The sequence below is a fragment of the Nonomuraea insulae genome (assembly GCF_042656245.1).
This window is the reverse complement of sequence record NZ_JBHSPA010000084.1, coordinates 112,053-132,038: the sequence shown is the minus strand read 5'-3', so window position 1 is coordinate 132,038 and position 19,986 is coordinate 112,053. Positions and strand designations below refer to the sequence as shown.

Annotated in this window: 21 protein-coding genes, 3 tRNA genes and 1 pseudogene; 14 read left to right on the top strand and 11 right to left on the bottom strand. The window is 71.0% G+C overall.

The annotated features are described in order from the left end of the window. Positions 1 to 57: 57 nt before the first annotated feature. Positions 58 to 972 carry a helix-turn-helix domain-containing protein gene (locus tag ACFPZ3_RS53620; protein ID WP_379522181.1) on the bottom strand — a complete coding sequence of 305 codons (915 nt, stop codon included), beginning with the start codon at positions 970 to 972 and terminating at the stop codon, positions 58 to 60. Between the two features lie 35 nt (positions 973 to 1,007). On the opposite strand from ACFPZ3_RS53620, the gene ACFPZ3_RS53615 reads away from it, so the two are divergent. Further along, complete coding sequence (locus ACFPZ3_RS53615; RefSeq protein WP_379522180.1) at positions 1,008 to 1,787, top strand: phytanoyl-CoA dioxygenase family protein; 780 nt, start codon at positions 1,008 to 1,010, stop codon at positions 1,785 to 1,787. Positions 1,788 to 1,790: 3 nt separating this feature from the next. Here ACFPZ3_RS53615 and dusB read toward each other — a convergent pair whose 3' ends face one another. Continuing rightward, positions 1,791 to 2,903 carry a tRNA dihydrouridine synthase DusB gene (gene dusB, locus ACFPZ3_RS53610; RefSeq protein WP_379522179.1) on the bottom strand — a complete coding sequence of 371 codons (1,113 nt, stop codon included), beginning with the start codon at positions 2,901 to 2,903 and terminating at the stop codon, positions 1,791 to 1,793. 83 nt (positions 2,904 to 2,986) lie between these two features. Between dusB and ACFPZ3_RS53605 the strand changes: the two genes are divergently transcribed. The 5 genes from ACFPZ3_RS53605 to ACFPZ3_RS53585 all read left to right on the top strand — a co-directional run bounded on the left by ACFPZ3_RS53605 (position 2,987) and on the right by ACFPZ3_RS53585 (position 4,310). Next, positions 2,987 to 3,622: an ACT domain-containing protein gene (locus tag ACFPZ3_RS53605; protein ID WP_379522178.1), complete on the top strand. Its 636-nt coding sequence runs from the start codon at positions 2,987 to 2,989 to the stop codon at positions 3,620 to 3,622. A gap of 64 nt (positions 3,623 to 3,686) precedes the next feature. Then, positions 3,687 to 3,758: transfer RNA gene (locus ACFPZ3_RS53600), tRNA-Gly, on the top strand. A gap of 18 nt (positions 3,759 to 3,776) precedes the next feature. Next, positions 3,777 to 3,850, top strand: a tRNA-Cys gene (locus ACFPZ3_RS53595). Between the two features lies 1 nt (position 3,851). Further along, positions 3,852 to 3,926, top strand: a tRNA-Val gene (locus ACFPZ3_RS53590). Positions 3,927 to 3,998: 72 nt separating this feature from the next. Beyond that, positions 3,999 to 4,310: a VOC family protein gene (locus ACFPZ3_RS53585; protein ID WP_379522177.1), complete on the top strand. Its 312-nt coding sequence runs from the start codon at positions 3,999 to 4,001 to the stop codon at positions 4,308 to 4,310. Here the strand turns inward: ACFPZ3_RS53585 and ACFPZ3_RS53580 are convergent. From ACFPZ3_RS53580 to ACFPZ3_RS53570, 3 genes are read right to left on the bottom strand one after another with little or no spacing between them, the layout of a single operon-like run. Further along, positions 4,304 to 5,137 (bottom strand): carbohydrate ABC transporter permease, encoded by an 834-nt coding sequence (locus ACFPZ3_RS53580; protein ID WP_379522176.1) that lies wholly within the window; start codon positions 5,135 to 5,137, stop codon positions 4,304 to 4,306. The two genes, ACFPZ3_RS53585 and ACFPZ3_RS53580, sit on opposite strands and share 7 nt — an antisense overlap. Further along, complete coding sequence (locus ACFPZ3_RS53575) at positions 5,134 to 6,054, bottom strand: carbohydrate ABC transporter permease (protein ID WP_379522175.1); 921 nt, start codon at positions 6,052 to 6,054, stop codon at positions 5,134 to 5,136. The genes ACFPZ3_RS53580 and ACFPZ3_RS53575 overlap by 4 nt, the downstream gene beginning before the upstream one ends. A gap of 43 nt (positions 6,055 to 6,097) precedes the next feature. Beyond that, positions 6,098 to 7,429 carry an extracellular solute-binding protein gene (locus ACFPZ3_RS53570; protein WP_379522174.1) on the bottom strand — a complete coding sequence of 444 codons (1,332 nt, stop codon included), beginning with the start codon at positions 7,427 to 7,429 and terminating at the stop codon, positions 6,098 to 6,100. A gap of 311 nt (positions 7,430 to 7,740) precedes the next feature. Here ACFPZ3_RS53570 and arfA point away from each other — a divergent pair, with 311 nt between their 5' ends. Further along, positions 7,741 to 9,234: an arabinosylfuranosidase ArfA gene (arfA, locus tag ACFPZ3_RS53565; RefSeq protein ID WP_379522173.1), complete on the top strand. Its 1,494-nt coding sequence runs from the start codon at positions 7,741 to 7,743 to the stop codon at positions 9,232 to 9,234. A 233-nt stretch (positions 9,235 to 9,467) separates the two neighbouring features. Here arfA and ACFPZ3_RS53560 read toward each other — a convergent pair whose 3' ends face one another. The 3 genes from ACFPZ3_RS53560 to ACFPZ3_RS53550 all read right to left on the bottom strand — a co-directional run bounded on the left by ACFPZ3_RS53560 (position 9,468) and on the right by ACFPZ3_RS53550 (position 11,609). Then, complete coding sequence (locus ACFPZ3_RS53560; RefSeq protein ID WP_465263594.1) at positions 9,468 to 10,490, bottom strand: LacI family DNA-binding transcriptional regulator; 1,023 nt, start codon at positions 10,488 to 10,490, stop codon at positions 9,468 to 9,470. A 198-nt stretch (positions 10,491 to 10,688) separates the two neighbouring features. Next, entirely contained in the window at positions 10,689 to 10,925 is a 237-nt protein-coding gene (locus tag ACFPZ3_RS53555; RefSeq protein WP_379522172.1) for a hypothetical protein, read from the bottom strand. A gap of 3 nt (positions 10,926 to 10,928) precedes the next feature. Next, positions 10,929 to 11,609, bottom strand: coding sequence for a DUF6348 family protein (locus tag ACFPZ3_RS53550; RefSeq protein WP_379522171.1), 681 nt, complete (start codon positions 11,607 to 11,609; stop codon positions 10,929 to 10,931). A 170-nt stretch (positions 11,610 to 11,779) separates the two neighbouring features. Here ACFPZ3_RS53550 and ACFPZ3_RS53545 point away from each other — a divergent pair, with 170 nt between their 5' ends. The 5 genes and pseudogenes from ACFPZ3_RS53545 to ACFPZ3_RS53525 all read left to right on the top strand — a co-directional run bounded on the left by ACFPZ3_RS53545 (position 11,780) and on the right by ACFPZ3_RS53525 (position 15,479). Next, positions 11,780 to 12,958: a glycosyltransferase family 4 protein gene (locus ACFPZ3_RS53545; RefSeq protein ID WP_379522170.1), complete on the top strand. Its 1,179-nt coding sequence runs from the start codon at positions 11,780 to 11,782 to the stop codon at positions 12,956 to 12,958. Between the two features lie 48 nt (positions 12,959 to 13,006). Further along, positions 13,007 to 13,138, top strand: a pseudogene (locus ACFPZ3_RS53540) (SAM-dependent methyltransferase); the annotation flags it as partial. 159 nt (positions 13,139 to 13,297) lie between these two features. Further along, a complete protein-coding gene (locus ACFPZ3_RS53535; protein WP_379522169.1) occupies positions 13,298 to 14,113 on the top strand; it encodes a D-alanyl-D-alanine carboxypeptidase family protein in 816 nt (271 codons plus the stop codon). 47 nt (positions 14,114 to 14,160) lie between these two features. Then, on the top strand, positions 14,161 to 14,634 hold the full coding sequence (locus ACFPZ3_RS53530; RefSeq protein ID WP_379522168.1) for a GbsR/MarR family transcriptional regulator: 474 nt from the start codon (positions 14,161 to 14,163) through the stop codon (positions 14,632 to 14,634). Then, on the top strand, positions 14,631 to 15,479 hold the full coding sequence (locus ACFPZ3_RS53525; RefSeq protein ID WP_379522167.1) for an alpha/beta fold hydrolase: 849 nt from the start codon (positions 14,631 to 14,633) through the stop codon (positions 15,477 to 15,479). Before ACFPZ3_RS53530 ends, ACFPZ3_RS53525 begins: the two co-directional genes overlap by 4 nt. Here the strand turns inward: ACFPZ3_RS53525 and ACFPZ3_RS53520 are convergent. Further along, entirely contained in the window at positions 15,476 to 16,105 is a 630-nt protein-coding gene (locus tag ACFPZ3_RS53520; RefSeq protein ID WP_379522166.1) for an alpha-ketoglutarate-dependent dioxygenase AlkB, read from the bottom strand. The genes ACFPZ3_RS53525 and ACFPZ3_RS53520 overlap by 4 nt on opposite strands. Positions 16,106 to 16,277: 172 nt before the next feature. Here ACFPZ3_RS53520 and ACFPZ3_RS53515 point away from each other — a divergent pair, with 172 nt between their 5' ends. Together ACFPZ3_RS53515 and ACFPZ3_RS53510 are read left to right on the top strand one after the other, a co-directional pair. After that, positions 16,278 to 17,048, top strand: a complete 771-nt coding sequence (locus ACFPZ3_RS53515) for a VOC family protein (RefSeq protein ID WP_379522165.1) — start codon at positions 16,278 to 16,280, stop codon at positions 17,046 to 17,048. A 252-nt stretch (positions 17,049 to 17,300) separates the two neighbouring features. Continuing rightward, entirely contained in the window at positions 17,301 to 18,461 is a 1,161-nt protein-coding gene (locus ACFPZ3_RS53510) for an MFS transporter (protein WP_379522164.1), read from the top strand. On the opposite strand, the gene ACFPZ3_RS53505 is transcribed toward ACFPZ3_RS53510, so the two are convergent. Both ACFPZ3_RS53505 and ACFPZ3_RS53500 read right to left on the bottom strand, forming a co-directional pair. Continuing rightward, positions 18,447 to 18,986 carry a CGNR zinc finger domain-containing protein gene (locus tag ACFPZ3_RS53505; RefSeq protein WP_379522163.1) on the bottom strand — a complete coding sequence of 180 codons (540 nt, stop codon included), beginning with the start codon at positions 18,984 to 18,986 and terminating at the stop codon, positions 18,447 to 18,449. The genes ACFPZ3_RS53510 and ACFPZ3_RS53505 overlap by 15 nt on opposite strands. Before the next feature lie 35 nt (positions 18,987 to 19,021). After that, positions 19,022 to 19,981 carry a WD40 repeat domain-containing protein gene (locus ACFPZ3_RS53500; protein ID WP_379522162.1) on the bottom strand — a complete coding sequence of 320 codons (960 nt, stop codon included), beginning with the start codon at positions 19,979 to 19,981 and terminating at the stop codon, positions 19,022 to 19,024. Positions 19,982 to 19,986 lie beyond the last annotated feature (5 nt).

The following is a 19,986-nucleotide window of genomic DNA, read 5'->3' as shown; positions in this document are numbered from 1 at the left end:
CAGGCCGCAGGCGGGCACGGCAGTCGCGGGACGGCAGGCCGGAGGCGGGCATGGCAGTCACGGGACGGCAGGCCGGAGGCGCGCGCGGTAGTCGCGGGGCGGCAGGCCGTACTCCTTCCTGAAGGCCCGGCTGAAGTGGAACGGGCTGACGAAGCCCGAGGCGGCCGCCACCTGGCCGACGTCCATGTCCGTCACCTCCAGCAGGCTCGCTGCGTGACGTACCCGCGCCCGGCGTACGGCCGCCATGGGTGTCTGGCCGGTCGCCCCGGCGAACAGGTGGGCGAAGCGGGAGGGCGAGAGCGCGACCGCGCGGGCGAGGGAGGCCACCGAGTGCGGGGCGCCCGGCTCGGCCGCGATGATCGCCAGGACGCGGCGTACCCGCTCGTCGCCCTCCTCGCCCGCCTCCTCGGGCCGGGCCGTGGCGGTGGCCAGCACCAGCGCCTCCTCCACGGCGCCCAGCACCAGCTCCCTGGCCGCGCCGCCGTACACGACTGCGGGAACGGCACCCCCGTGACCACCCCCCTGACCGACACGCTGACCGGGGACCGGCGTGTCGGGCGTCCAGCGCGCGTCCCGCAGCGCCCGGGCGAACGCCAGCTCGATCCGCTCGTGCACGACCCTCGGCACCCCCGCCACCAGATGGCACCCGCCGCCCCTGGCGTAGGGCGCCAGCCAGGCCGCCCAGGAGGCGCGGGGCTGGAAGTGCACCCACCAGAACCGCCACCGCTCCGCCCCCGTCAGCACCCGATAGTGCTGGGCCACTCCCGATTCCAGCACCGCCAGGTCCCCCGCCCGCACCTCGAACGACTCCCCGCCCTGCGTCACGAACCCGGCGCCCGCCTCGGTCCACAACATCAGCCAGCTCGGCGACCCGCCCTCGCGGCGCGTGGCGTAGCCGGCGGCCTGGTCGTAGTGGCCCACGATCATCAGCTCGGCAGCAGGAACAGACAGGTCGTCAGCGGTCACAGGCATACCGTTCCACGATCCGGCTCCTTAGCGTGGAAGACATGAGGCTCAAAGACTTCCACGATCAGGGGTACACGCTGGTGCCCGGTCTCCTCGCCCCGGAGGAGGTGGCCGAGCTGCGCGACGAGTTCATGGCCATGCACTCCCGGGGCCCGATCCCGGGTCACTTCGCACCCCAGCCGCAGGAACCGGGGCAGCCGTACGACATCCTGCGCGAGTACCCCCGGATCATGCACCCGCACCAGGTGAGCGACGTGGCCCTGCGCTACCTGCTCGACACGCGCGTCGGCGCGATACTCCGCGACCTCCTGGGCGAGGAGCCGATAGCAGCCCAGAGCATGTTCTACTTCAAGCCGCCGGGCGCCAGGGGCCAGGCGCTGCACCAGGACAACTTCTACCTCCGGGTCGAGCCGGGCACCTGTGTGGCCGCCTGGGTGGCGCTCGACCGGGTGGACCGGGCCAACGGCGGCCTGGAGGTCGTCCCCGGCACGCACCTGATGGACCTGTTCTGCCCGGAGGAGGCCGACCAGGGCGTCTCGTTCACCCGCGAGTACGTGCCCCCGCCGCCCGGCCTGGAGAAGGTCCCCGTGGACATGAACCCAGGCGACGTGCTCTTCTTCAACGGCAGCCTGGTGCACGGCTCGGAGCCGAACAGCACGGCCGACCGCTTCAGGCGCAGCTTCATCTGCCACTACACCGGCCGCTCGGCCGAGCGGATCGCCGAGTACTACCCGACGCTCACGATGTCGGGCGAGCCCGTCCGGCTCGAAGCCTCGGTCGGCGGCGGCCCGTGCGGCACGGAGATCGTCGGGCCACACTGAGCATCATCCGCCGGATATATCCGACTCCGCCTCGTCGTCGGGAAGGGGGCAGTCCCAGGGGTCGTCCAGCCAGCCGTCGGGCAGGGCCACCTTGGACCGCTCCCCCGACTTCCCGCGGGGCGTGTCGGTGTTCGGCGGCCACGGCTGGTCGTGCTCCAGCTTCGCCAGCCCCGCGCGCAAGCCGTCGAGCGACTCGGAGGTGGCCAGTTCGCGTCGCAGCTCGCTCCCGACCATGAACCCCTTCAAATACCACCCGACATGCTTGCGGAAGTCGGCCACCGCGTACCGCTCGATGTCGAAGACCTCGGTCAGCCCCTCGGCGTGCCTGGCCATCATCCCGGCCACCTCGCCGAGCGTCGGCCGCGCCCGCTCGGGGCGGCCGTTGAACGCGTTGTCCAGATCCCCGAACAACCACGGACGCCCCAGGCACCCCCGCCCGACGACGACCCCGTCACATCCGGTGCGTTCCACCATCCTGACGGCGTCGTCGGCGCACCAGATGTCGCCGTTGCCCAGCACGGGGACCTCGGGCACGGCCTCCTTCAGCCTGGCGATGGCCTCCCAGTCGGCGACCCCGCCGTAGTGCTGCTTGGCCGTGCGGGCGTGCAGCGCGATGGCGGCGACGCCCTCCTCGGCGGCGATCCGCCCGGCGTCCAGGTAGGTCAGGTGATCGTCGTCGATCCCCTTGCGCATCTTCATCGTCACGGGCAACGACCCGGCGTTCGCCACCGCCTGGCGCAGGATCCGCCGCAGCAGATTCCGCTTGTACGGCAGCGCGGACCCGCCCCCGCGCCTGGTCACCTTGGGCACGGGGCAGCCGAAGTTCAGGTCGACGTGGTCGGCCAGGTCCTCCTCGGCGATCATCCGGACCGCCCGCCCCACGATGTCGGGATCCACGCCGTAGAGCTGGATGCTCCTCGGCTTCTCCGACTCGGCGAACCTGATCATGCGCAGCGTCTTGGGATTACGCTCGACCAGGGCCCTCGTCGTGATCATCTCGCACACGAACAGCCCCGCGCCCTGCTCCCGGCACAACACCCGGAACGGCGCGTTCGTGATGCCCGCCATCGGCGCGAGCACCACTGGCGGCCACACTCCAATCGGCCCAATCTTCACCTCGTCAGTTGTAGCGCAGGTCAGGCCGTAACCGGTATTTCGCGGATAGTCTGTGATCCGGCATCTTCGGTTGAGGGGGATGGATGCTTCTTCGCGTACGCGTCGCGCTGCCCGACCGGCCCGGCGCCCTGGCCCAGGTGACCAAGGTCCTGGGGGCGGCCGGGGCCGACATCACGCAGGTCACCGTGCTCGACCGGGGCGCGGGCCGGGCTCTGGACGACATCACCGTCTTCTGCCCGGACAGCACGCCCAGGCAGGCCCTGGTCGAGAGCCTGCAGAGCATCGAGGACGTGGCGGTCGAAGGCGTCTGGACCACGCGCGAGGCGCCCGGCACCTACCCCGAGCTGGAGATACTCAAATACATCACCACGGCGGGAGACCGGGCGCTCACCACGCTCATCGACTCGCTCCCGGTCCTGTTCAGCGCCGACTGGGCCGCCACCGCCGCCGAGCGCCGCATCGTCTACGCGAGCTGGCGAATGCCGCAGGACATCGCCATCCCCGAGGAGACGCCCTCCCGGCCCGAGGCCCTGACCCTCGACGGCGGCGTGCACCTCGTCCACGCCCCGCTGCCGCCCCTGGCCCTCTCCCTCCTCCTGGCCCGCTCGGAGGGCCCCGCCTTCCACCGCATCGAGGTGCACCGCCTCACCAGGATCCTGGAGATCTTCCTCAGCCTCCCCGCCACCGAGCGCAGCATGGCGCGCCAGCTCCGCAAGTAGCCCCCGAACGCGGCTGCTGGAAGCATCTGGTCGGGAAACGCGCTATTGTTAACCACGCAGCAACGCGGAAGTGGCTCAGTGGTAGAGCATCACCTTGCCAAGGTGAGGGTCGCGGGTTCGAATCCCGTCTTCCGCTCGGAGCAGGATTTGACTCGGTGGCGTGGCCGAGAGGCGAGGCAGCGGCCTGCAAAGCCGTCCACACGGGTTCAAATCCCGTCGCCACCTCCAAGGACGATTAGCTCAGCGGGAGAGCGCTTCCCTGACACGGAAGAGGTCACTGGTTCAATCCCAGTATCGTCCACCAGGCATGACAGAGGGGCCCCGGCCGAGATGGCCGGGGCTCCTCTGCTGTCCGGCCCCGGCTAGCCTTGCATGTGTGGTGGCGAAGGCGAATCTGGTGGTGATCTACACGGGCCGGATCGAGGAGTGCCGGGCGTTCTACGGCTCCCTCGGTCTGGAGTTCCGCGCCGAGCAGCACCGCGACGGCCCCCTGCACTACGCCGCGGTGCTGGACGACGGTCTGGTGCTCGAGATCTATCCGGCCGCGTCCGGCGGGCCGACCGGTCCCCTGCGGCTCGGGTTCGAGGTGGACGCCCTGCCGGGAAGTCCAGCGGGGCGGCAGGTGCTGCGGGATCCGGACGGACGTGCCGTGGAGGTGCTCGTACGCGACCGGATCCCCGATCACTGACCCGCCAGGCCCGTGTGCGCGACGCCCCGGACGATCTGCCGCTGGAACAGCACGAACACCACCAGGAGCGGCAGTCCGGCCAGCACGACCGAGGCCATGATCTGCGCGTACCGCAGGCCGAACGTGCCCTGCACCACGTTCGCCAGCCCCACCGGCAGCGTCATCGTGTTCGGGTCGGTGGAGACCAGGAACGGCCAGAGGAAGTTGTTCCAGGTGTTGATGAAGGTGAAGATCGACACGGCCGCCAGCACGGGCCGCGACAGGGGCAGGACGATGGTGAAGAAGACGCGCCAGCGGCCCGCCCCGTCCACGAAGGCGGCCTGTTCGAGCTCCGGCGGCACGTCCTGGAAGAACTTGAACAGGATGAACACGATCAGCGGCGCCGCCACCTGCGGCAGGATGATCGCCCACCAGGTGTCCACCAGGCCGAAGGAGACCATCTCGGAGAACAGCGGCGCGATCAGCACCTGCGGGGGCACCATGATGCCGGCCAGGATGAGGGCCAGCAGCGCCCGCTGGCCCTTGAACTGCGTGCGGGCGAACCCGTACGCGGCCATCGCGGAGAACAACACGGTCAGGAACGTGACGAGGACGGCGGTGACGGTGGAGTTGATGGCCCACTTGACGATGCCGCCGGTGCCCAGGACCAGCTCGTAGGAGTCGAGGGTGAGCCGGGTGCCGAACCACTCCAGCGGGAGCTTGGTGGTCTCCGACTCCGGCTTGAGCGAGGTGGCCACGGCCCAGGCGATGGGGGCCAGCCAGATGGCCGCCAGCACCAGCGCGGCCACCAGCAGGACGAGCTGGCTGAAGCTGAACCGCTTGGTCACGGCGTGACCTCCTCGCGCTTGCGGAACAGCCGGAGCTGCACCAGGGAGACGATGACGATCAGGACGAACAGGATGTACGAGACCGCCGACGCGTAGCCGATGCGGTAGCCGGTGAAGCCGATGTCGTAGGCGTACTCGATGATCGGCCTGGTGGCGTCCTGCGGGCCGCCGCTGGTCATCAGGTAGATCTGGTCGAACACCTTCAGCGAGGCCACCAGTTGCAGCACCACGATGAGCCCCGTCGTGCGGCGCAGCAGCGGCAGGGTGATGGAGCGGAGCTTGTCCCAGGCGGAGGCGCCGTCGATGGCGGCGGCCTCGTACAGGTGCTGGGGGATGGACTGGAGTGCGGCGAGATAGAGCAGGAAGTTGAAGCCGACCGTCCACCAGACCGTGGTCAGCACCACCGACCACATGGCCACGGACGGGTCGCCCAGCCAGAGCACGTCGGTGCCGAGGGTGCCGTTGATCAGGCCGTAGTCGGGCGGGTAGATCATCTGCAGCCAGAGGATCGAGACCACGGCCGACGGCAGCAGGAACGGGCCGAAGAACGACAGCCGCCACAACCACTGCATGAAGCGCAGGTTGTGCACCAGGAGCGCGAACAGCAGGCCGAGCAGGACCAGCGGGATCGTGCTCAGCACGGTGAAGACCACCGTGTTCCACAACGAGCGCCACATGCGCGGGTCGCCGAACGCCTCGGCGTAGTTGCCGAATCCGACGAAGTCGTTGTTGGCGCCCGCGATGTTGACGCTCGACAGGCTCATCTGGAAGCCGAGCAGGGTCGGCCAGACCAGGAAGGCCACGTAGATCAGCAGGAACGGGCCCACGAACAACAACCCGTGCTGCGTCCAGCCGCGCCGGACCTTGGCCTTGGCGACGGGGGCGGTGGTCGCGGGGGCCGCGACGGTGGTGGTCATGAGCCCTCCTTCGTCAGTCCCATGACCTCGGCGAACTCGGTCATCAGCGCTCCTCGGCGGGGAAGGGGTTCGGGGCGGACATCAGCCGGTTCAGCGAGGCCTTGGCCGCGGCCAGGCCCTCCTCCGGCGTGCGCTCGCCGCTGATGACCGGCGAGAACGCCTCGCCGAACTCGATCCACAGCCGCGAGGCCGACCCCGTGTACCAGACCTGCGGGTCGAGGGCGACCTCGGTGATGACCGAGCGGTACTCCGACTGCGGGTTCAGCGCGAGGTATTCGGGCTCCTCCAGCGCCGGCAGGTACGCGGGCACGTGCCCGGCCACCGCCCAGTCGGCGCTGTTCTTGACGAGGTAGGCGATGAATTGGTACGTCGCCCGCTCGATCTCGGGATCCCGGTTGCGCTGGTGCGGCAGGACGAACGAGTGGCAGTCGGCCTGTGCCGCGCCGGTGCCGAAGACGCTGGGGAAGCGGGTCATGCTGAAGGGCGTCTTGCGCTCCTTGAGCCCGGTGGTCTCCCAGTCGCCGTTCCACAGGAACGCCGCCTCGCCGTTGGTGAACTTGGCGACGGAGGCCCCGTAGTCGGTACGCCAGTCGCACAACCCTTCCTTGCCGAGCCGCTGCATGAACCGGAGCGCTTCCAGCGCCTTGGTGTCGTCGATGGTGACCTTGGTGCCGTCGTCGGAGAGCAGGGTGCCGCCGGACTGCGGATACAACGACCACCACACGCGCCACGGCCCCACGGTGCCCAGGCCGAGCGCGTCGAAGGCCAGCGGGGGTTTGCCGCCCATCACCTCCTTCGCCTTGGTGAGCTGGGCGAGAAGTTCGTCGACACCTTTGGTGGGGGTCAGCTTGCCGTCGGAGCCGAGCAGCCCGGCCTTGCCGCAGATGTCGGTGTTGTAGTACTGCACCATCGGGTGGGCGTCGAACGGGATCGCGTACAGGACGCCGTCGAGGTGGGCACGCTCCCAGATCGGCGGGCTGAAATCGGCGCCCCGCAGGCCGACCTCCTCCAGCAGCTTGAGGTCGATGGGGTCGAGGATCTTCCCCGCGCCGATTCCGGCGAGCCGGGCCAGGTGGAAGCTGGCCAGGTCGGGCGATCGGCCCCCGGAGCCGGCCATGGCGATCTTCGTGTAGTAGGGCTCGCCCCACTGGAGCACGTTCTCCTCGACGAAGATGCCGGGGTTGGCCTTGGCGAAGGCGTTGACCATCCGGTTCATGATGATGCCGTCGCTGGCGCCCATGAAGTGCCAGTATCGGACGCGGGTCTGGGACGAGCCGAGCCCCACGGGGATGGCGCATCCCGTGGCGGCGGCGCCGAGCAGTGCGAGGCTGCCGCCGAGAAGATGCCGGCGGTTGATGTCGGGGGGACCGTGCACTGGGGGGCCTCTTCTTTCACCGAGCTGACGCTTGGCCGTGTTCTCGCTTGTTCTCGCTTACGTTTGGAGGAGTCAGGGCAACCGTCGACACGCCTCTTCCGCGGAGGCGGCAGGGCGGACCGTCCGGGTCGCGGAGGTCGCCGCGGTACCCCGTTGTTTCAGCGGGGTTACCCGAGTGTTAGCGGTAACAAGCAGCGTGTCAAGGCCCCTGCAGCAACCGGTTGCGGCGACCGCGGGCCCTTGACCTGACCCAGTGATAACGCTAACAATCGGGAACCACGTAACGGCCGCGAAATACAGGAGCCGCCTCCGTGCATCAGGCCAAGCTCACCCTCGATCCCGCCTTCCGGGTCGCCCCGGTGCGCCGGCGCACGTTCGGCACCTTCGTCGAACACCTCGGGCGCTGCGTCTACACCGGCATCTACGAGCCGGACCACCCCACGGCCGACGACGACGGCTTCCGCCGCGACGTGCTCGGCCTGACCAGGGAGCTGGGCGTGTCCACCGTCCGCTACCCGGGCGGCAACTTCGTTTCCGGCTACCGGTGGGAGGACGGCATCGGGCCGCGCTCCCGGCGGCCGCGCCGGCTCGACCTGGCCTGGCACAGCACGGAGACGAACGAGGTCGGCGTCGATGAGTTCGCCCGCTGGTGCCGCAAGGCCGGCGTGGAGCCCATGATGGCCGTCAACCTCGGCACGCGTGGCATCGCCGAGGCCCTCGACCTGCTCGAATACTGCAACCACCCGTCCGGCACGGCCCTGTCGGACCTGCGGGTCGCCAACGGCTCCAAGGAGCCGCACGGCATCAGGATGTGGTGCCTGGGCAACGAGATGGACGGCCCCTGGCAGACCGGCCACAAGACGGCCCGCGAGTACGGCCGCCTGGCCGCCGAGACCGCCCGCGCCATGCGCATGGTGGATCCGAAGCTGGACCTGGTGGCGTGCGGCAGTTCGAGCTCCGGCATGCCCACGTTCGGCGCGTGGGAGGCCGAAGTGCTGGAGGAGACGTACGACGTGGTGGACTACGTCTCCTGCCACGCCTACTACGAGGAGAAGGACGGCGATCTCGGCAGTTTCCTGGCCAGTTCGACCGACATGGAGTACTTCATCTCCTCGGTCGTGGCCACCGCCGACCACGTCGGGGCCCGGCTGAAGTCCCGCAAGAAGATCGACGTCTCCTTCGACGAGTGGAACGTCTGGTACCTGTCACGCTTCCAGAACGCCGAACCCCCCACCGGCTGGCCGGTCGCGCCGCCGCTGCTGGAGGACCACTACCACCTGGCCGACGCGGTGGCGTTCGGCGGGCTGCTGATCACGTTGCTGCGCAACAGCGACCGGGTGACCGCCGCGTCGCTGGCCCAGCTCGTGAACGTGATCGCGCCCATCATGACGGAGCCGGGCGGGCGGGCGTGGCGGCAGACCACGTTCCATCCGTTCGCGCAGGCGTCCCGGTATGCCGCCGGTGAGGTGTTGCGGGTGGAGCCGGTGTCGCCCACCTACGAGACGAAGGTGTACGGCGAGGTGCCGCTGCTGGACGCGGTGGCCACGCACTCCGGGGAGGGCACGACGGTGTTCGCCGTGAACCGCTCGGCCGATGGGCCGCTGGAGCTGGAGATCGACGCCCGCGCGCTCGGCGGGGGCACGCGGGTCGTCGAGGCCACCACGCTGACGGACCCCGACGTGTACGCCCGCAACACCGCCGACGAGCCGGACCGGATCGTGCCCAGGCCGAACGCCGACGTCGAGCACGACCCGCTGCGCGTCCTGCTGCCCCCGGTCTCCTGGAACGTCATCAGGCTCGCCTAGTCCCGTCCTTCCCCGCCGTACTTCGGTGCGGTCCTTTGGGAGGGAGACGGGGGGCCGCGCGTGACCGCGACGGCAGGCGTGAAGGGCGCACCCCACAGCGGGTCAGGCGGGCGCGTCGGGTGGCGCGCGTCAGGCGGGCGCGGTGGCGGGCACGTCAGGCGGGCGGGCACGTCAGGCGGGCGGGCACGTCAGGCGGGTGCATCGGGTGGCGGGTGCATCGGGTGGCGGGTGTGTCAGGTGGTGGGGGTCGGGGCGGCGCCGGTGCTTTCGCGTACGACGAGTTCGGGCTCGACCAGGCGCCGCCGCTCGGGCTCGGTGCCGGCCATGCGGTCCAGCAACATGTGGAAGGCGTATCGGCCGACCTCGCGGAAGTCCTGGCGGACGGTGGTGAGCGGCGGCCAGAAGTACGCCGACTCGGGGATGTCGTCGAAGCCCGCCACGCTCACGTCCTCCGGCACCCGCCGCCCCGCCTCGCGCAGCGCCCGCAGGACGCCGAGCGCCATCTGGTCGTTGGCCACGAACACGGCGCTGACCTCGGGATCGCCCGCCAGCCGGCGGCCGAGCTGGTAGCCGGAGCGGGAGCTCCAGTCACCGCGCAGCACGTCGGGCGCCTCCCGCCCGGCGGCCTGGAGGACGCCGCGCCAGCCCGCGATGCGGTCGTTGGCGTCGAGCCAGTCGGCCGGCCCCGCCACGTGCCACACGCTGCGGTGGCCGAGGCTGAGCAGGTGGCGGGTGACGCGGGCGGCCCCGGTCGCCTGGTCCACCTTGACCACGGGCACGGGGATGTCGTCGCCGGCGTCCACCGCGACCACCGGCATCTCGGGCGGCAGGTGGCGCAGCCCGTCGGCGGCCGACTCGTGCGGGGCGACGATGATCACGCCGTCCACGGCCTGGGTGCGCAGCCGTTGCACGCCCTCCTCCATGGACCTGCGGCTGAGCGAGCTGAGGCTGGCGATGCTGACGTTGTAGCCGGCGTGCCTGGCGGCCTGCTCGATGCAGTAGAGCGTGGTGGCGGGGCCGTAGAGCGTGGTGTCGATGCTGACCACGCCCAGCACGCCGGAGCGGCCGGTGACGAGCTGGCGGGCGGCCTGGTTGGGCCGGTAGTCGAGCTCGCGCACGGCGGCCAGGACGCGGGCCCTGGTCTCGGCGCGTACGAGGTCGGGCGAGTTCAGCACGCGCGAGACGGTCATGGTGGAGACTCCGGCGAGCACGGCGACATCCATGAGCACCGCAGGCCGGCCGGGCTTTGCTTTCACCGCGGCTCACCCCCTTGCCGATAACGCTAACAGGCGAAGGGGGCGAGCGCGCGATCATAAACGCCACGCGGGCCTGATGGATCACTGCCGGCGGTTGCCGCCGCGCCGGCTCCACGGTCGGCGATTGTCGGCCGAGCCGGCTCCACCGCTCGCCGACCCGGTTCCACAGCCCGCCGAGCCGGCTCCGCAGCCGTACGTTCACGGACCGCCGTACAGGGAGACCCGCTCGTCCTTCTCCCCGTCGAACTCCCCGTCCATGAACAGCTCCGCCCGCCACGGCACGCAGGCGATGTTGATCTCGTGGACGGCCAGGGGCGCGTCCGGCAGCGGTGGCAGGTCCAGGGCGCGGGGGATGTCGCGTCTGAGGGACGCCTCCCGCGCGCCCCGGGCGTCCTTGCCCCAGTCGACCACGATCCGCTGCACGATGACGGGCATGGGTCAGTCGCCTTCCTGATGGAGGAGGAGCACGAAGGTGCGGGCGTAGGAGACGCCGTCCGCCGGGCGCGGCCAGTCGAGCTCGGCCAGGGCGCGCGAGCCCGCCTCGTGGTAGGCGCCGTCCACGCGGATCTCGGCCGTCTCCCCGCCCTCGCCGCCGCCGAAGAACGCCTTCACCCCCACCAGGTGCTCCCGCTCGAACGTGCCCTTCAGCACCGGGGCCAGGTGCGGCAGGAGCACGTGCTGGACGGCCCACCGTTGTACGGCGTCGTGGTCGTCGCCCGTGCCCCAGCCGGTGATGCCGCCGTGGATGGCGTGCCAGCCGGGCAGGCCGTCGGGGTCGCCGGGGGCGAAGTGGGCGGCGTGGGAGCCGTCCTGGACGAGGAGTTCGAGCACGGCGCCGCCGGTGGTGCCGAGCCACACCTGGATCGCTCTGTCCACGGCCGCCTCGACGGTCGCGCCGTACCCGGCCACGCAGTCGCCGATCGCCATGTCGGCGCTGAGCACGAAGTCGAGGTCGAGGTGGGCGGGGCCGCCGGTGTGGCCGGCGCCCAGCCGGACCGCGACCGTGCCGGGGCCCTTGGCGATGCCGTCACGGACCTCCCAGGGCCGGCCCATGGCCGCGCTCAGGCGCTCGGCGACCATGCCCAGAACCACGTCGTCCGCCGGCCGTACGCCGTCCATGCCCGCACCCCTCGCTCGCATTCCCGGACACCAGGCTAGCCCTCTTGATCATGATGTGGGCTTTCGTTCCCAGGGAACTGCCAGGATGGGCAGGTAGTCTGCCTCGGCATGAACCGGCAGCGGAGAACGAACAAATCCCTGGTCAGACGTATCGGCCGGGGGTACGGCAGGTGAAGGTCCGCTATCTCATGCTGCACGCGTACGGTATGGGCGGCACCATCCGCACCGTGGTCAACCAGGCGAACGCGCTGACCGCCGCCGGCCACGAAGTCGAGCTGGTCAGCCTCGTACGGCGGCGCGAGAGGCCCCAGTTCAAGATCGACCCTCGGGTCACCGTCACCACGCTGGTGGACCAGCGCGGCGGCCGGCAGGCGGACTCGGTGGCGCGCAAGGCCTGGCGCCGGGTACGCGGCAAGATCGTGCCGCGCGGCGAGTTCGCGTCCGACTACTTCACCGAGCGGGTGGAGTGGGCCGCCATGGAGTACGTCTCCGGCCTGCGTGACGGCATCCTGGTGACCACCAGGCCCGCGCTCAACCTGATCGCCGCCCGCCGCAGCGCGAAGTCGGTGATCACGGTCGCCCAGGAGCACATGAACCTGTCGGCCTACCCCGACACGATCCGCAGGCAGATCCTGCGTTACTACGACCGCTTCGACGCCATCACGGTGCTGACGCGCACGAACCGGCTGGAGTACCAGCGGCTGCTGCCCCGCACGCCGATCGTGCAGATCCCGAACGCCGTGCACAAGGTCGATCAGGAGCCGTCCGAGCAGGTGAACCCGGTCGTGGTGGCGGCCGGGCGGCTGGTGCCGCAGAAGGGCTTCGACCTGCTGATCCAGGCGTTCGCGCAGGTGGCGCCCGAACATCCCGAGTGGCGGCTGCGCATCTTCGGCACCGGGTCGCGCAAGGGGCAGCTCACCGGGCTCGTCGAGCAGTACGGGCTGGGCGATCAGGTGTCGCTGCCCGGGCGTACCGACCGGCTGGAGCGGGAGCTGACGGCGGCCTCCGTGTTCGCGCTGAGCTCCCGGTTCGAGGGCCTGCCCATGGTGATGATCGAGGCGATGACGCACGCGCTGCCCGTGGTCGCCTTCGACTGCCCGACCGGCCCGAAGGACGTGCTGACCGACGGGGTGGACGGCGTGCTGGTGCCGCCCAGGGACGTGGACGCGCTGGCCGCCGCCCTGAACCGGGTCATCGCCGACCGCGACCTGCGGGTGCGCATGGGCCAGGCGGCGGTCAAGACCTCGCGGGCGTACGGGCCCGAGCAGGTGATGCCGCTCTGGGAGGATCTGTTCTCCGAGCTGCTGGCGGGCGAGCGCGTGGCCGACAACTTCTGGACCGCCCGCTGACGCCCCTCCGGGGCCCTCGCGGATCTTGGGCCGCGTCGTTATCCCCAGCTGCGGCCGGTCGCGGAGATCGAGGCGCTGTTCGAGGGCGCCGAGTTGCTCGATCCGGGAGTGGTGGACGTGCACCTGTGGCGGCCCGACGACGACTCCGAACGCCGCATCGACCTGCGGGTGGTCGGCGGAGCGGCCCGGATCCGCCAAAAGATTTACCCGCCGGTTTCCCCCCGGCCCTATCGGGGCTTTTGGGGCTTTTGTCATGATATTTCCGATATTTTGTTAAAAGCATCCCAAGGGTCGGGGCACGCTGTGCCCATGCGTATCCGGAAAGCTTTTCTGACTGCCATGGCAGGCGCATGTGCCCTGGTCACAGGGCTCACCGCACCCGCGCACGCCGGCGCGACCGCCCCCTCCGTGTACGGCCCCGCCTATGTGATGGACGCCCAGTCCGGTGACGTGCTGCTGAACCACGAAGGCGCCGAACGGGTGCCGGTCGCCAGCCTCACCAAGACCATGACCGCGTACGTCGTGCTGAAGACCGCCAAGCCCACGGACCTGGTCCAGATCCGGTCCAGGGACGTCGCGTACGCGGAGGACGGCGGCGGCACCACCGCCGACCTGCGGCCCGGCGACCGCATCCCGGTCCGCGAGCTCATGTACGGCCTGATGCTGCCCTCCGGCGCCGACGCCGCCCACGCGCTGGCCCGCACGTACGGCCCCGGTGTCGACGGCTTCGTGGCCAAGATGAACGCCACCGCCCGCGAACTGGGCATGAACGACACCCACTACGTCAACGCCGACGGCCTGCCCATGCCCGGCGGCGACGGGTACTCCACCGCCAGGGACCAGGCCGTCCTCGCCGCGAACGCGCTGCGCGTACCGCTGATCAAGCGGGTCGCGGGGACGCGGTGGCACTCGCTCGACGCCGATGACCAGCATCGCTCCTACGAGTGGCGCAACACCAACCGGCTGCTCGGGACGCCGGGCGCCATCGGGCTGAAGACCGGCTTCACGCGCGCGGCGGGATACTGCCTGGCGTTCGCCGGCGAGTCCGACGGGCGGGTGCTGGTCGGCGTGCTGCTCGACGAGTCGCTCTCCAGCCGCAGGTTCAGCACCGCCGAGGCGCTGCTGTCGTGGGCGGCCGACCGCCGGGCCGCCTGAGTTACGCTCATTGCAGTAATGACTGCAATGAGCGTAATGTAGGAAATATGACCACGGATGCGGAGCTGGAGTTCGTCGATGACGTCGCCGTCTTCTTCGCCCGGGAGGGCATGCCGCTGATCGCCGGGCGGGTGATCGGGTGGCTGCTCATCAGCGATCCCCCCGAGCAGAGCGCCGCCCAGCTCGCGGACGTGCTCGGGGCCAGCCGGAGCTCGATCGGCAGCGCCACCCGGCTCCTGACGCCCAGCGGGCTCGTGGAGGGGGTGCGGCGGCGGGGGGAACGGCAGGAGTACTTCCGCATGGCTCCTGACGGGTGGAGCCGGATGCTGGCCGCCCGGTACGCGAAGACGGCCGCGTTCCGGGAGATCACCGAGGCGGGGCTGCGCACGCTCGCCGGCAGCTCTCCCGAGCGGCGGGAGCGGCTGGACGGGGTGCATGAGCTGTACCGGTTCCTGGAGGGGGAACTTCCGGCGCTCTGGCAGCGGTGGGAGGCCCATCGAGCGAGGCAGGCCGGCGGATGACGGTGGAGCTGCGTAGTACGTACCTGACATTTCCGGAAGGTCGCCTGCACGTCCACAGCGCCGGCGATCCCGATGCCCCGCCCGTGCTGCTCCTGAGCGGGGCCGGGATCGACAACGCGTTGCTGAGCTGGCGGCACCTCATCCCCGTCCTGGCCGGGAATCACCATGTGCTCGCGCTCGACTGGCCGAAGCAGGGCAGGAGCCTCCCCTGGAACGGGCCGGCCACCCACGAGCGCATGCTGGACTGCGTCACCGGCGTGCTCGACCACTTCGGCGCCGGCCGGGCCGCCCTCGTCGGGCTCTCCCAGGGCGGCGCGCTCGCGCTCGCCTGCGCCATCGAGCATCCGGAGCGGGTGAGCCGGCTCGTGGCGCTCGCCCCGGCCGGGATCCTGTCGTTTCCGCCCGTGGTGCACCAGTTCCTCTGGCTGACCGCCAAGCTGCCGCTGCTCAGCAGGACGTTGCCGACCGCGATGTTCCGGCGGCGGGAGCGGATCGCGGCGTTCGCGAGGAGAGCGTTGTTCGCGGGGCCCGTCGCGGACTTCGAGGACGTCGTGGACGAGATCGCGGCGCAGGTGCGAGAGACGGGCGCGGGCTCGTCCGACTGGCAGAACGCCTCCATCGGCCCCCTGCGCATGCGCGTCGACCTGCGGCCGCGCCTGCCTGAGATCGCCTGCCCGACGTTGCTCGTCCAGGGAGACCGGGACGCCGGCGTGCCCCCGGCCCGCACGAAGGCCGCCGCCGCGCTCATCCCCGGCTGCCGCCTCGAACTCCTCGAAGGCGTCGGCCACTGGTCGAGCCGCCAGTGCCCCGACCGCGTCAACGCCCTCGTCGCGGACTTCCTCTAACGGACGCCCTGGGGGCGGAACTGGATGCTGATGCGCGGGCCCGCCGGGCGGCTGGTCTTGGGGATGGCGTGCTCCCAGGTGCGCTGGCAGCTTCCGCCCATGACGATCAGGTCGCCGTGGCCCAGGTCGCGGCGGATCGAGGAGCCACCGCCGCGAGGGCGGAGGAGGAGCGGGCGCGGGCTGCCGACCGAGATGATGGCGACCATGGTGTCCTCCGTGCTACCCCGCCCGATCGTGTCGCCGTGCCAGGCCACGCTGTCGCGGCCGTCACGGTAGAAGCAGAGCCCGGCCGTGCGGAACGGCTCGCCCAGCTCCTCGCCGTAGTGGGCGTCGAGCGCCCGTCTGGCGTCGCCGAGCAGCGGGTCGGGCAGGAGCTCGTGCTCGTCGTAGAACTTCAGGAGCCGGGGCACGTCCACGACCTTGTCGTACATGCGGCGCCGCTCCGCCTGCCACGGCACCCGCTCCGCCAGCCGTTCGAACAGGGTGTCGGCGCCCGTCAGCCAGGCCGGTCGCAGGTCGATCCAGGCGCCGTGGCCGAGGTGCGTCCTGCGGACGGCGCCGGTGAGCGGCCCGAGCCCGAGCTCCTCGTCGAGGCCGAGCAAAGATGCTTGGAACGCGGCTGTCATGGTGTCGAGTGTATGCCATACTTCAAACACGCATTCGATTTGCTCAAAGCGTCGCGCCATGCCCGGCTGGGCGTGCGAGGCTGAGAGTCGCCGGATATGAGTGGCGTCGCCCCTCCGACCGCGCCAGAGGCGAAGAGGCCACCCTCCACTTCGTCACGCCAAGGAGCAGGCCATGCTCACCACGCACTACCGTCCGGGCTCCCCCTGCTGGATCGACGTCAGCAGCCCCGACCCGGACGACTCCGTCACCTTCTACACCGGCCTGTTCGGCTGGGATTCCGTCTCGCTCGGGGCCGAGCACATGCACTACCGCTTCTGCCAGGTCGGCGGCAGGACGGTCGCCGGGATCAGCCCGGAGAGGGCCGGCAGAGGGGATCCGTCGTGGCTGACCTACTTCCAGGCGCCCGACGCCGACGTCATCACGAAGACGGTCGAGCAGGCCGGGGGCCAGGTCCTGGCCGCGCCGTTCGACATCGAGGGGCAGGGCCGGATGGCGGTCTTCGCCGATCCCGCCGGGGCCTCGTTCGCGGTGTGGCAGCCGGGCGCGACCAAGGGGCTCGGGCTGGTCACCGACCCGGGCTCGCTGGGCTGGGTCGAGCTCTACACGCCCGACCCCGGCGGCATCCGCGCCTTTTACCAGTCGGTCTTCGGCTGGCACATCGAGGACCTGCCGATGGGCGACATCTCCTACCCCGTGATCTCCCCCGCCGAGGGCGGCGGCGAGTCGGCGGCGATGGCCGGGATCGCCCAGCTCCAGGAGGGTGACCGGCCGCACTGGCTGGCCTACTTCGAGGTGGCCGACTGCGACGCCACGGTGGCGCTGGCGCAGCGGCTCGGCGGCACGTTGCGGGCTCCGGCGATGACGACGGAGGGGGTGGGGCGGATGGCGTTCCTCGCCGATCCCTTCGGCGCCCGCTTCGCGGTCATCACCAGCTCCGCCTGAGCCGCCTCGACCTGAAACCGGCTCCGCCTGAACCGGCTCGACCTGAAACCGGCTCCGCCTGAGCCGGCTCGACCCGAAACCGGCTCGACCTGAACCGGCTCGGCTGAAACCGGTTGATCGGCCTGCACGCACGCAGTTCGTGCAGGCCGATCAAACCCCAGCGTGGGTGATTTCCCCAGCTCAGAGCCCCGGCGCTGGGATACTTCTGCCCTGCGGCCAGGAATTCTAACGTTCACCTGTAACGTCTCGTACATGTTAGGCCGTTACATGATGGGCGCCGTCGCCGCCCGCACCGGGGATGAGATGTCCGGGCCCGCGCTGCTGGTGATCGGGCTCGCCGTCACCGGGTCGCCGGTGACCGCGTCGTGGTTGCTGGCGGGGCTGACCGTTTCCGCCGCCGTCGGGGGGCCGGTGCTCGGAGTGCTGCTCGACCGGGTACGCCGGCCGGGCAGGTTACTGGGGTGGTGCCTGGCCGGGTACGCGGCCGGGATCCTCCTGGTGTTCGGCGGGCTGGGGCGGGTGCCGGACGGCGTCCTGGTCGGGGTGGCGGTCTGCACCGGAGTGCTGGGGCCCGCGCTGACGGGCGGGTGGACGGCGCAACTGCCGCTGGTGACCGGGACCCGGGGTCTGAGCAGGGCCACGGCGCTCGACTCCATGAGCTACAACGTGGCGGGGCTGGCCGGGCCCGCCCTGGTGGGGGTGATCGCGGCCGTCGGCGGCGGGGCCACGGCGGTGCTGGTGAGCGCCGGGCTGTTGATCGCCGCCCTGCCCGCCGCCCATGGGCTGCCCGCTCGTGATGACGTGCTCGACCGCAGGTCTTCCCGCTCCATCCGGATGGAGGTGAGCGCCGGGTTCGCGGCCATCGCCGGGAACGGGGTGTTGCGGCGGGCCACTGTGGGATCGATGGTGTCCTGTTGCGGGGCGGCCATGGTGGTGGTGTCCGCTCCGGTGCTGGGGATCCGGCTGAGCGGTGAGAGCGGGCACGGCGCGCTGCTCCTGGCCGTCATCGCCGCCTGCGGGCTGGCGGCCAACACGGCGCTCACCCTCCTGCGGCGGCTGCCGCGCTGGGAGACGGTGCTGGCCGGAGGGACGGCGGTGGCGGGGATCGGGATGGTGACGATGGGCGTCTCGGGGACGATGTGGGGAGCCGTGATCGGGGCCATCGTCGTCGGGCTGGGCGAGGGGCCGCAGCTTACGGCGCTCTTCGCGGTGCGCCATCGCGAAGCGCCGGAACGGGTGCGGAGTCAGGTGTTCACCACGGGGGCCAGTTTGAAGATCACTTCGTTCGCCGTCGGGTCCGCGCTGGCCGGGCCGTTGGCGGCGTACTCGGTGGAGGCGGCCGTGCTGGCCGGTGCGGTGGCGCAGGGGGTGGCGGTCGTGCTGCTCATCCGCTGGAGGTCAGACGGCGGGTGAGGGACGGGAGCGGTGGGCGGCGACGCGTTCCCGGGTGGCGCAGCGGGCGCCGCAGTAGCGGCGTGGGCTGCCGCCCCCGAGGTCAAGGTACGGGCGGCCGCAGCTCGGCGAGGCGCACAGGCCGCCGGGCACCCGCTGATGGTCGGCCAGGAGCACCGCCAGGGCCATCGCCGATGACGTCAGGAACCACTCGCCCCACGGGGCGTCGTCGGCGCTGTCCACGTGCAGGTGCCAGGTCGTCGTGCCGGCGTGGCTGGTCAGCCGGGGAGCCCGGGCCGCCTGCGCGAGCAGGCGGTTGAGCATCGCCGCCGCCTCGTCGGCGGTGGCCGCGCCCAGGACGTCGCGGACGCGGGCCGCCGCCGAGCGCATCGCCGTCACGTCGGCCTCGTCCAGGCCGAGGTCTCCGGTCTCGCCGTGCTCGCGCAGGACCCGCGTCACCGAGTCGATCGACGGCCGCTCGTACAGCAGCGCCACGCACAGGTCGACGGCCCTGGCGGCCATCGCCTTCGTCGAGTGAACCTTCACCCGAGGAGCGTATGCCCGCAGGTCTCCGGTGTGCCTCAGCCGCCGCAGGCCGCGAAGACGAAACTGTCGCGCAGCACCGTGTAGCGGTCCCTGGTCCTGACGGCGCCCGTCTCCGTGTCGATCTCCACGATCGTCATCCTCGTTCCGCCGGAGGAACCGCTGGTCAGATGTGCCGTCACCTGCGTGTCGCCGGTCCAGTCCAGCATGTTGACGTCCCCGGCCGGCAGCTTGACCTTCTTGCGCCCGGTGATCTGGTCGCCGCTCATGTCGTACGTCACCAGCTCCGCCTTGGCCCCGGCCACCAGGCTGGCCACGGTACGGCCGTCGCCCGCCAGCGCCTGCGGCACGTTGACCGCGATGACCTGCGGCGGCGTGGTGCGCCGCAGCTCGTCGCCGGTGTCGGAGTAGACGACCAGCTCGGTGACGGACTCCTCGGCCTGGGCGGAGGCGAACAGTTCGTCGCCGTCGCCGCTGAAGCCCAGCACCGACACCCCGGCGGGGACCGTGCCGAGCAGGTCGCCGGTCGCCGTGTCGAAGATCCGCGCGCCCGCGGGACCGTCGTCGCCCTCGATGCCGGCGGCCAGCCGGGCGCCGTCGTCAGAGAGCCGCAGCGTCACGCTGTACTGGGCCACCTTGGGCAGCGCGTCCTTGGCGAACTCGGTGACCCCGCCCCCGAGCGTCCGCACGGCCAGGCGGCCCTTCTTGGTGAGGTACGCCACCCGCATGCCGTTCCCGCTGACCGCGATGGGGGCCGGGACGTATCCGTTGGAGGAGCCGTCGGCCTCACGGGCGACCCCCTGGGCGTCGGGCAGGGTGGCGCGCTTGCCGTTGTGCAGGACGAGCCGCCAGCCGCCGCACGCCTTCGCGCCCTCGTCCTTGGTCGTGCAGCTCTTGATGGAGGCGTACCTGATCATGTCGTGCGACTCCGCGTGAGCGACGCCCGGCCACGACAGGGCCAGCACCGTGCCCAGGGCCACGAGAATCTTGGTGCGCATGGCGT

Coding starts and splice junctions, on each gene's coding strand:
- ACFPZ3_RS53615 (WP_379522180.1), top strand. CDS start 1,008: ATGAGGCTCAAAGACTTCCACGATCAGGGGTACACGCTGGTGCCCGGT.
- ACFPZ3_RS53530 (WP_379522168.1), top strand. CDS start 14,161: ATGACCACGGATGCGGAGCTGGAGTTCGTCGATGACGTCGCCGTCTTC.
- ACFPZ3_RS53515 (WP_379522165.1), top strand. CDS start 16,278: ATGCTCACCACGCACTACCGTCCGGGCTCCCCCTGCTGGATCGACGTC.
- ACFPZ3_RS53510 (WP_379522164.1), top strand. CDS start 17,301: ATGTTAGGCCGTTACATGATGGGCGCCGTCGCCGCCCGCACCGGGGAT.
- ACFPZ3_RS53520 (WP_379522166.1), bottom strand. CDS start 16,105: ATGACAGCCGCGTTCCAAGCATCTTTGCTCGGCCTCGACGAGGAGCTC.
- ACFPZ3_RS53550 (WP_379522171.1), bottom strand. CDS start 11,609: ATGGACGGCGTACGGCCGGCGGACGACGTGGTTCTGGGCATGGTCGCC.
- ACFPZ3_RS53605 (WP_379522178.1), top strand. CDS start 2,987: ATGCTTCTTCGCGTACGCGTCGCGCTGCCCGACCGGCCCGGCGCCCTG.
- ACFPZ3_RS53535 (WP_379522169.1), top strand. CDS start 13,298: ATGGCAGGCGCATGTGCCCTGGTCACAGGGCTCACCGCACCCGCGCAC.
- ACFPZ3_RS53575 (WP_379522175.1), bottom strand. CDS start 6,054: ATGACCACCACCGTCGCGGCCCCCGCGACCACCGCCCCCGTCGCCAAG.
- ACFPZ3_RS53620 (WP_379522181.1), bottom strand. CDS start 972: ATGCCTGTGACCGCTGACGACCTGTCTGTTCCTGCTGCCGAGCTGATG.
- ACFPZ3_RS53525 (WP_379522167.1), top strand. CDS start 14,631: ATGACGGTGGAGCTGCGTAGTACGTACCTGACATTTCCGGAAGGTCGC.
- ACFPZ3_RS53555 (WP_379522172.1), bottom strand. CDS start 10,925: ATGCCCGTCATCGTGCAGCGGATCGTGGTCGACTGGGGCAAGGACGCC.
- ACFPZ3_RS53500 (WP_379522162.1), bottom strand. CDS start 19,981: ATGCGCACCAAGATTCTCGTGGCCCTGGGCACGGTGCTGGCCCTGTCG.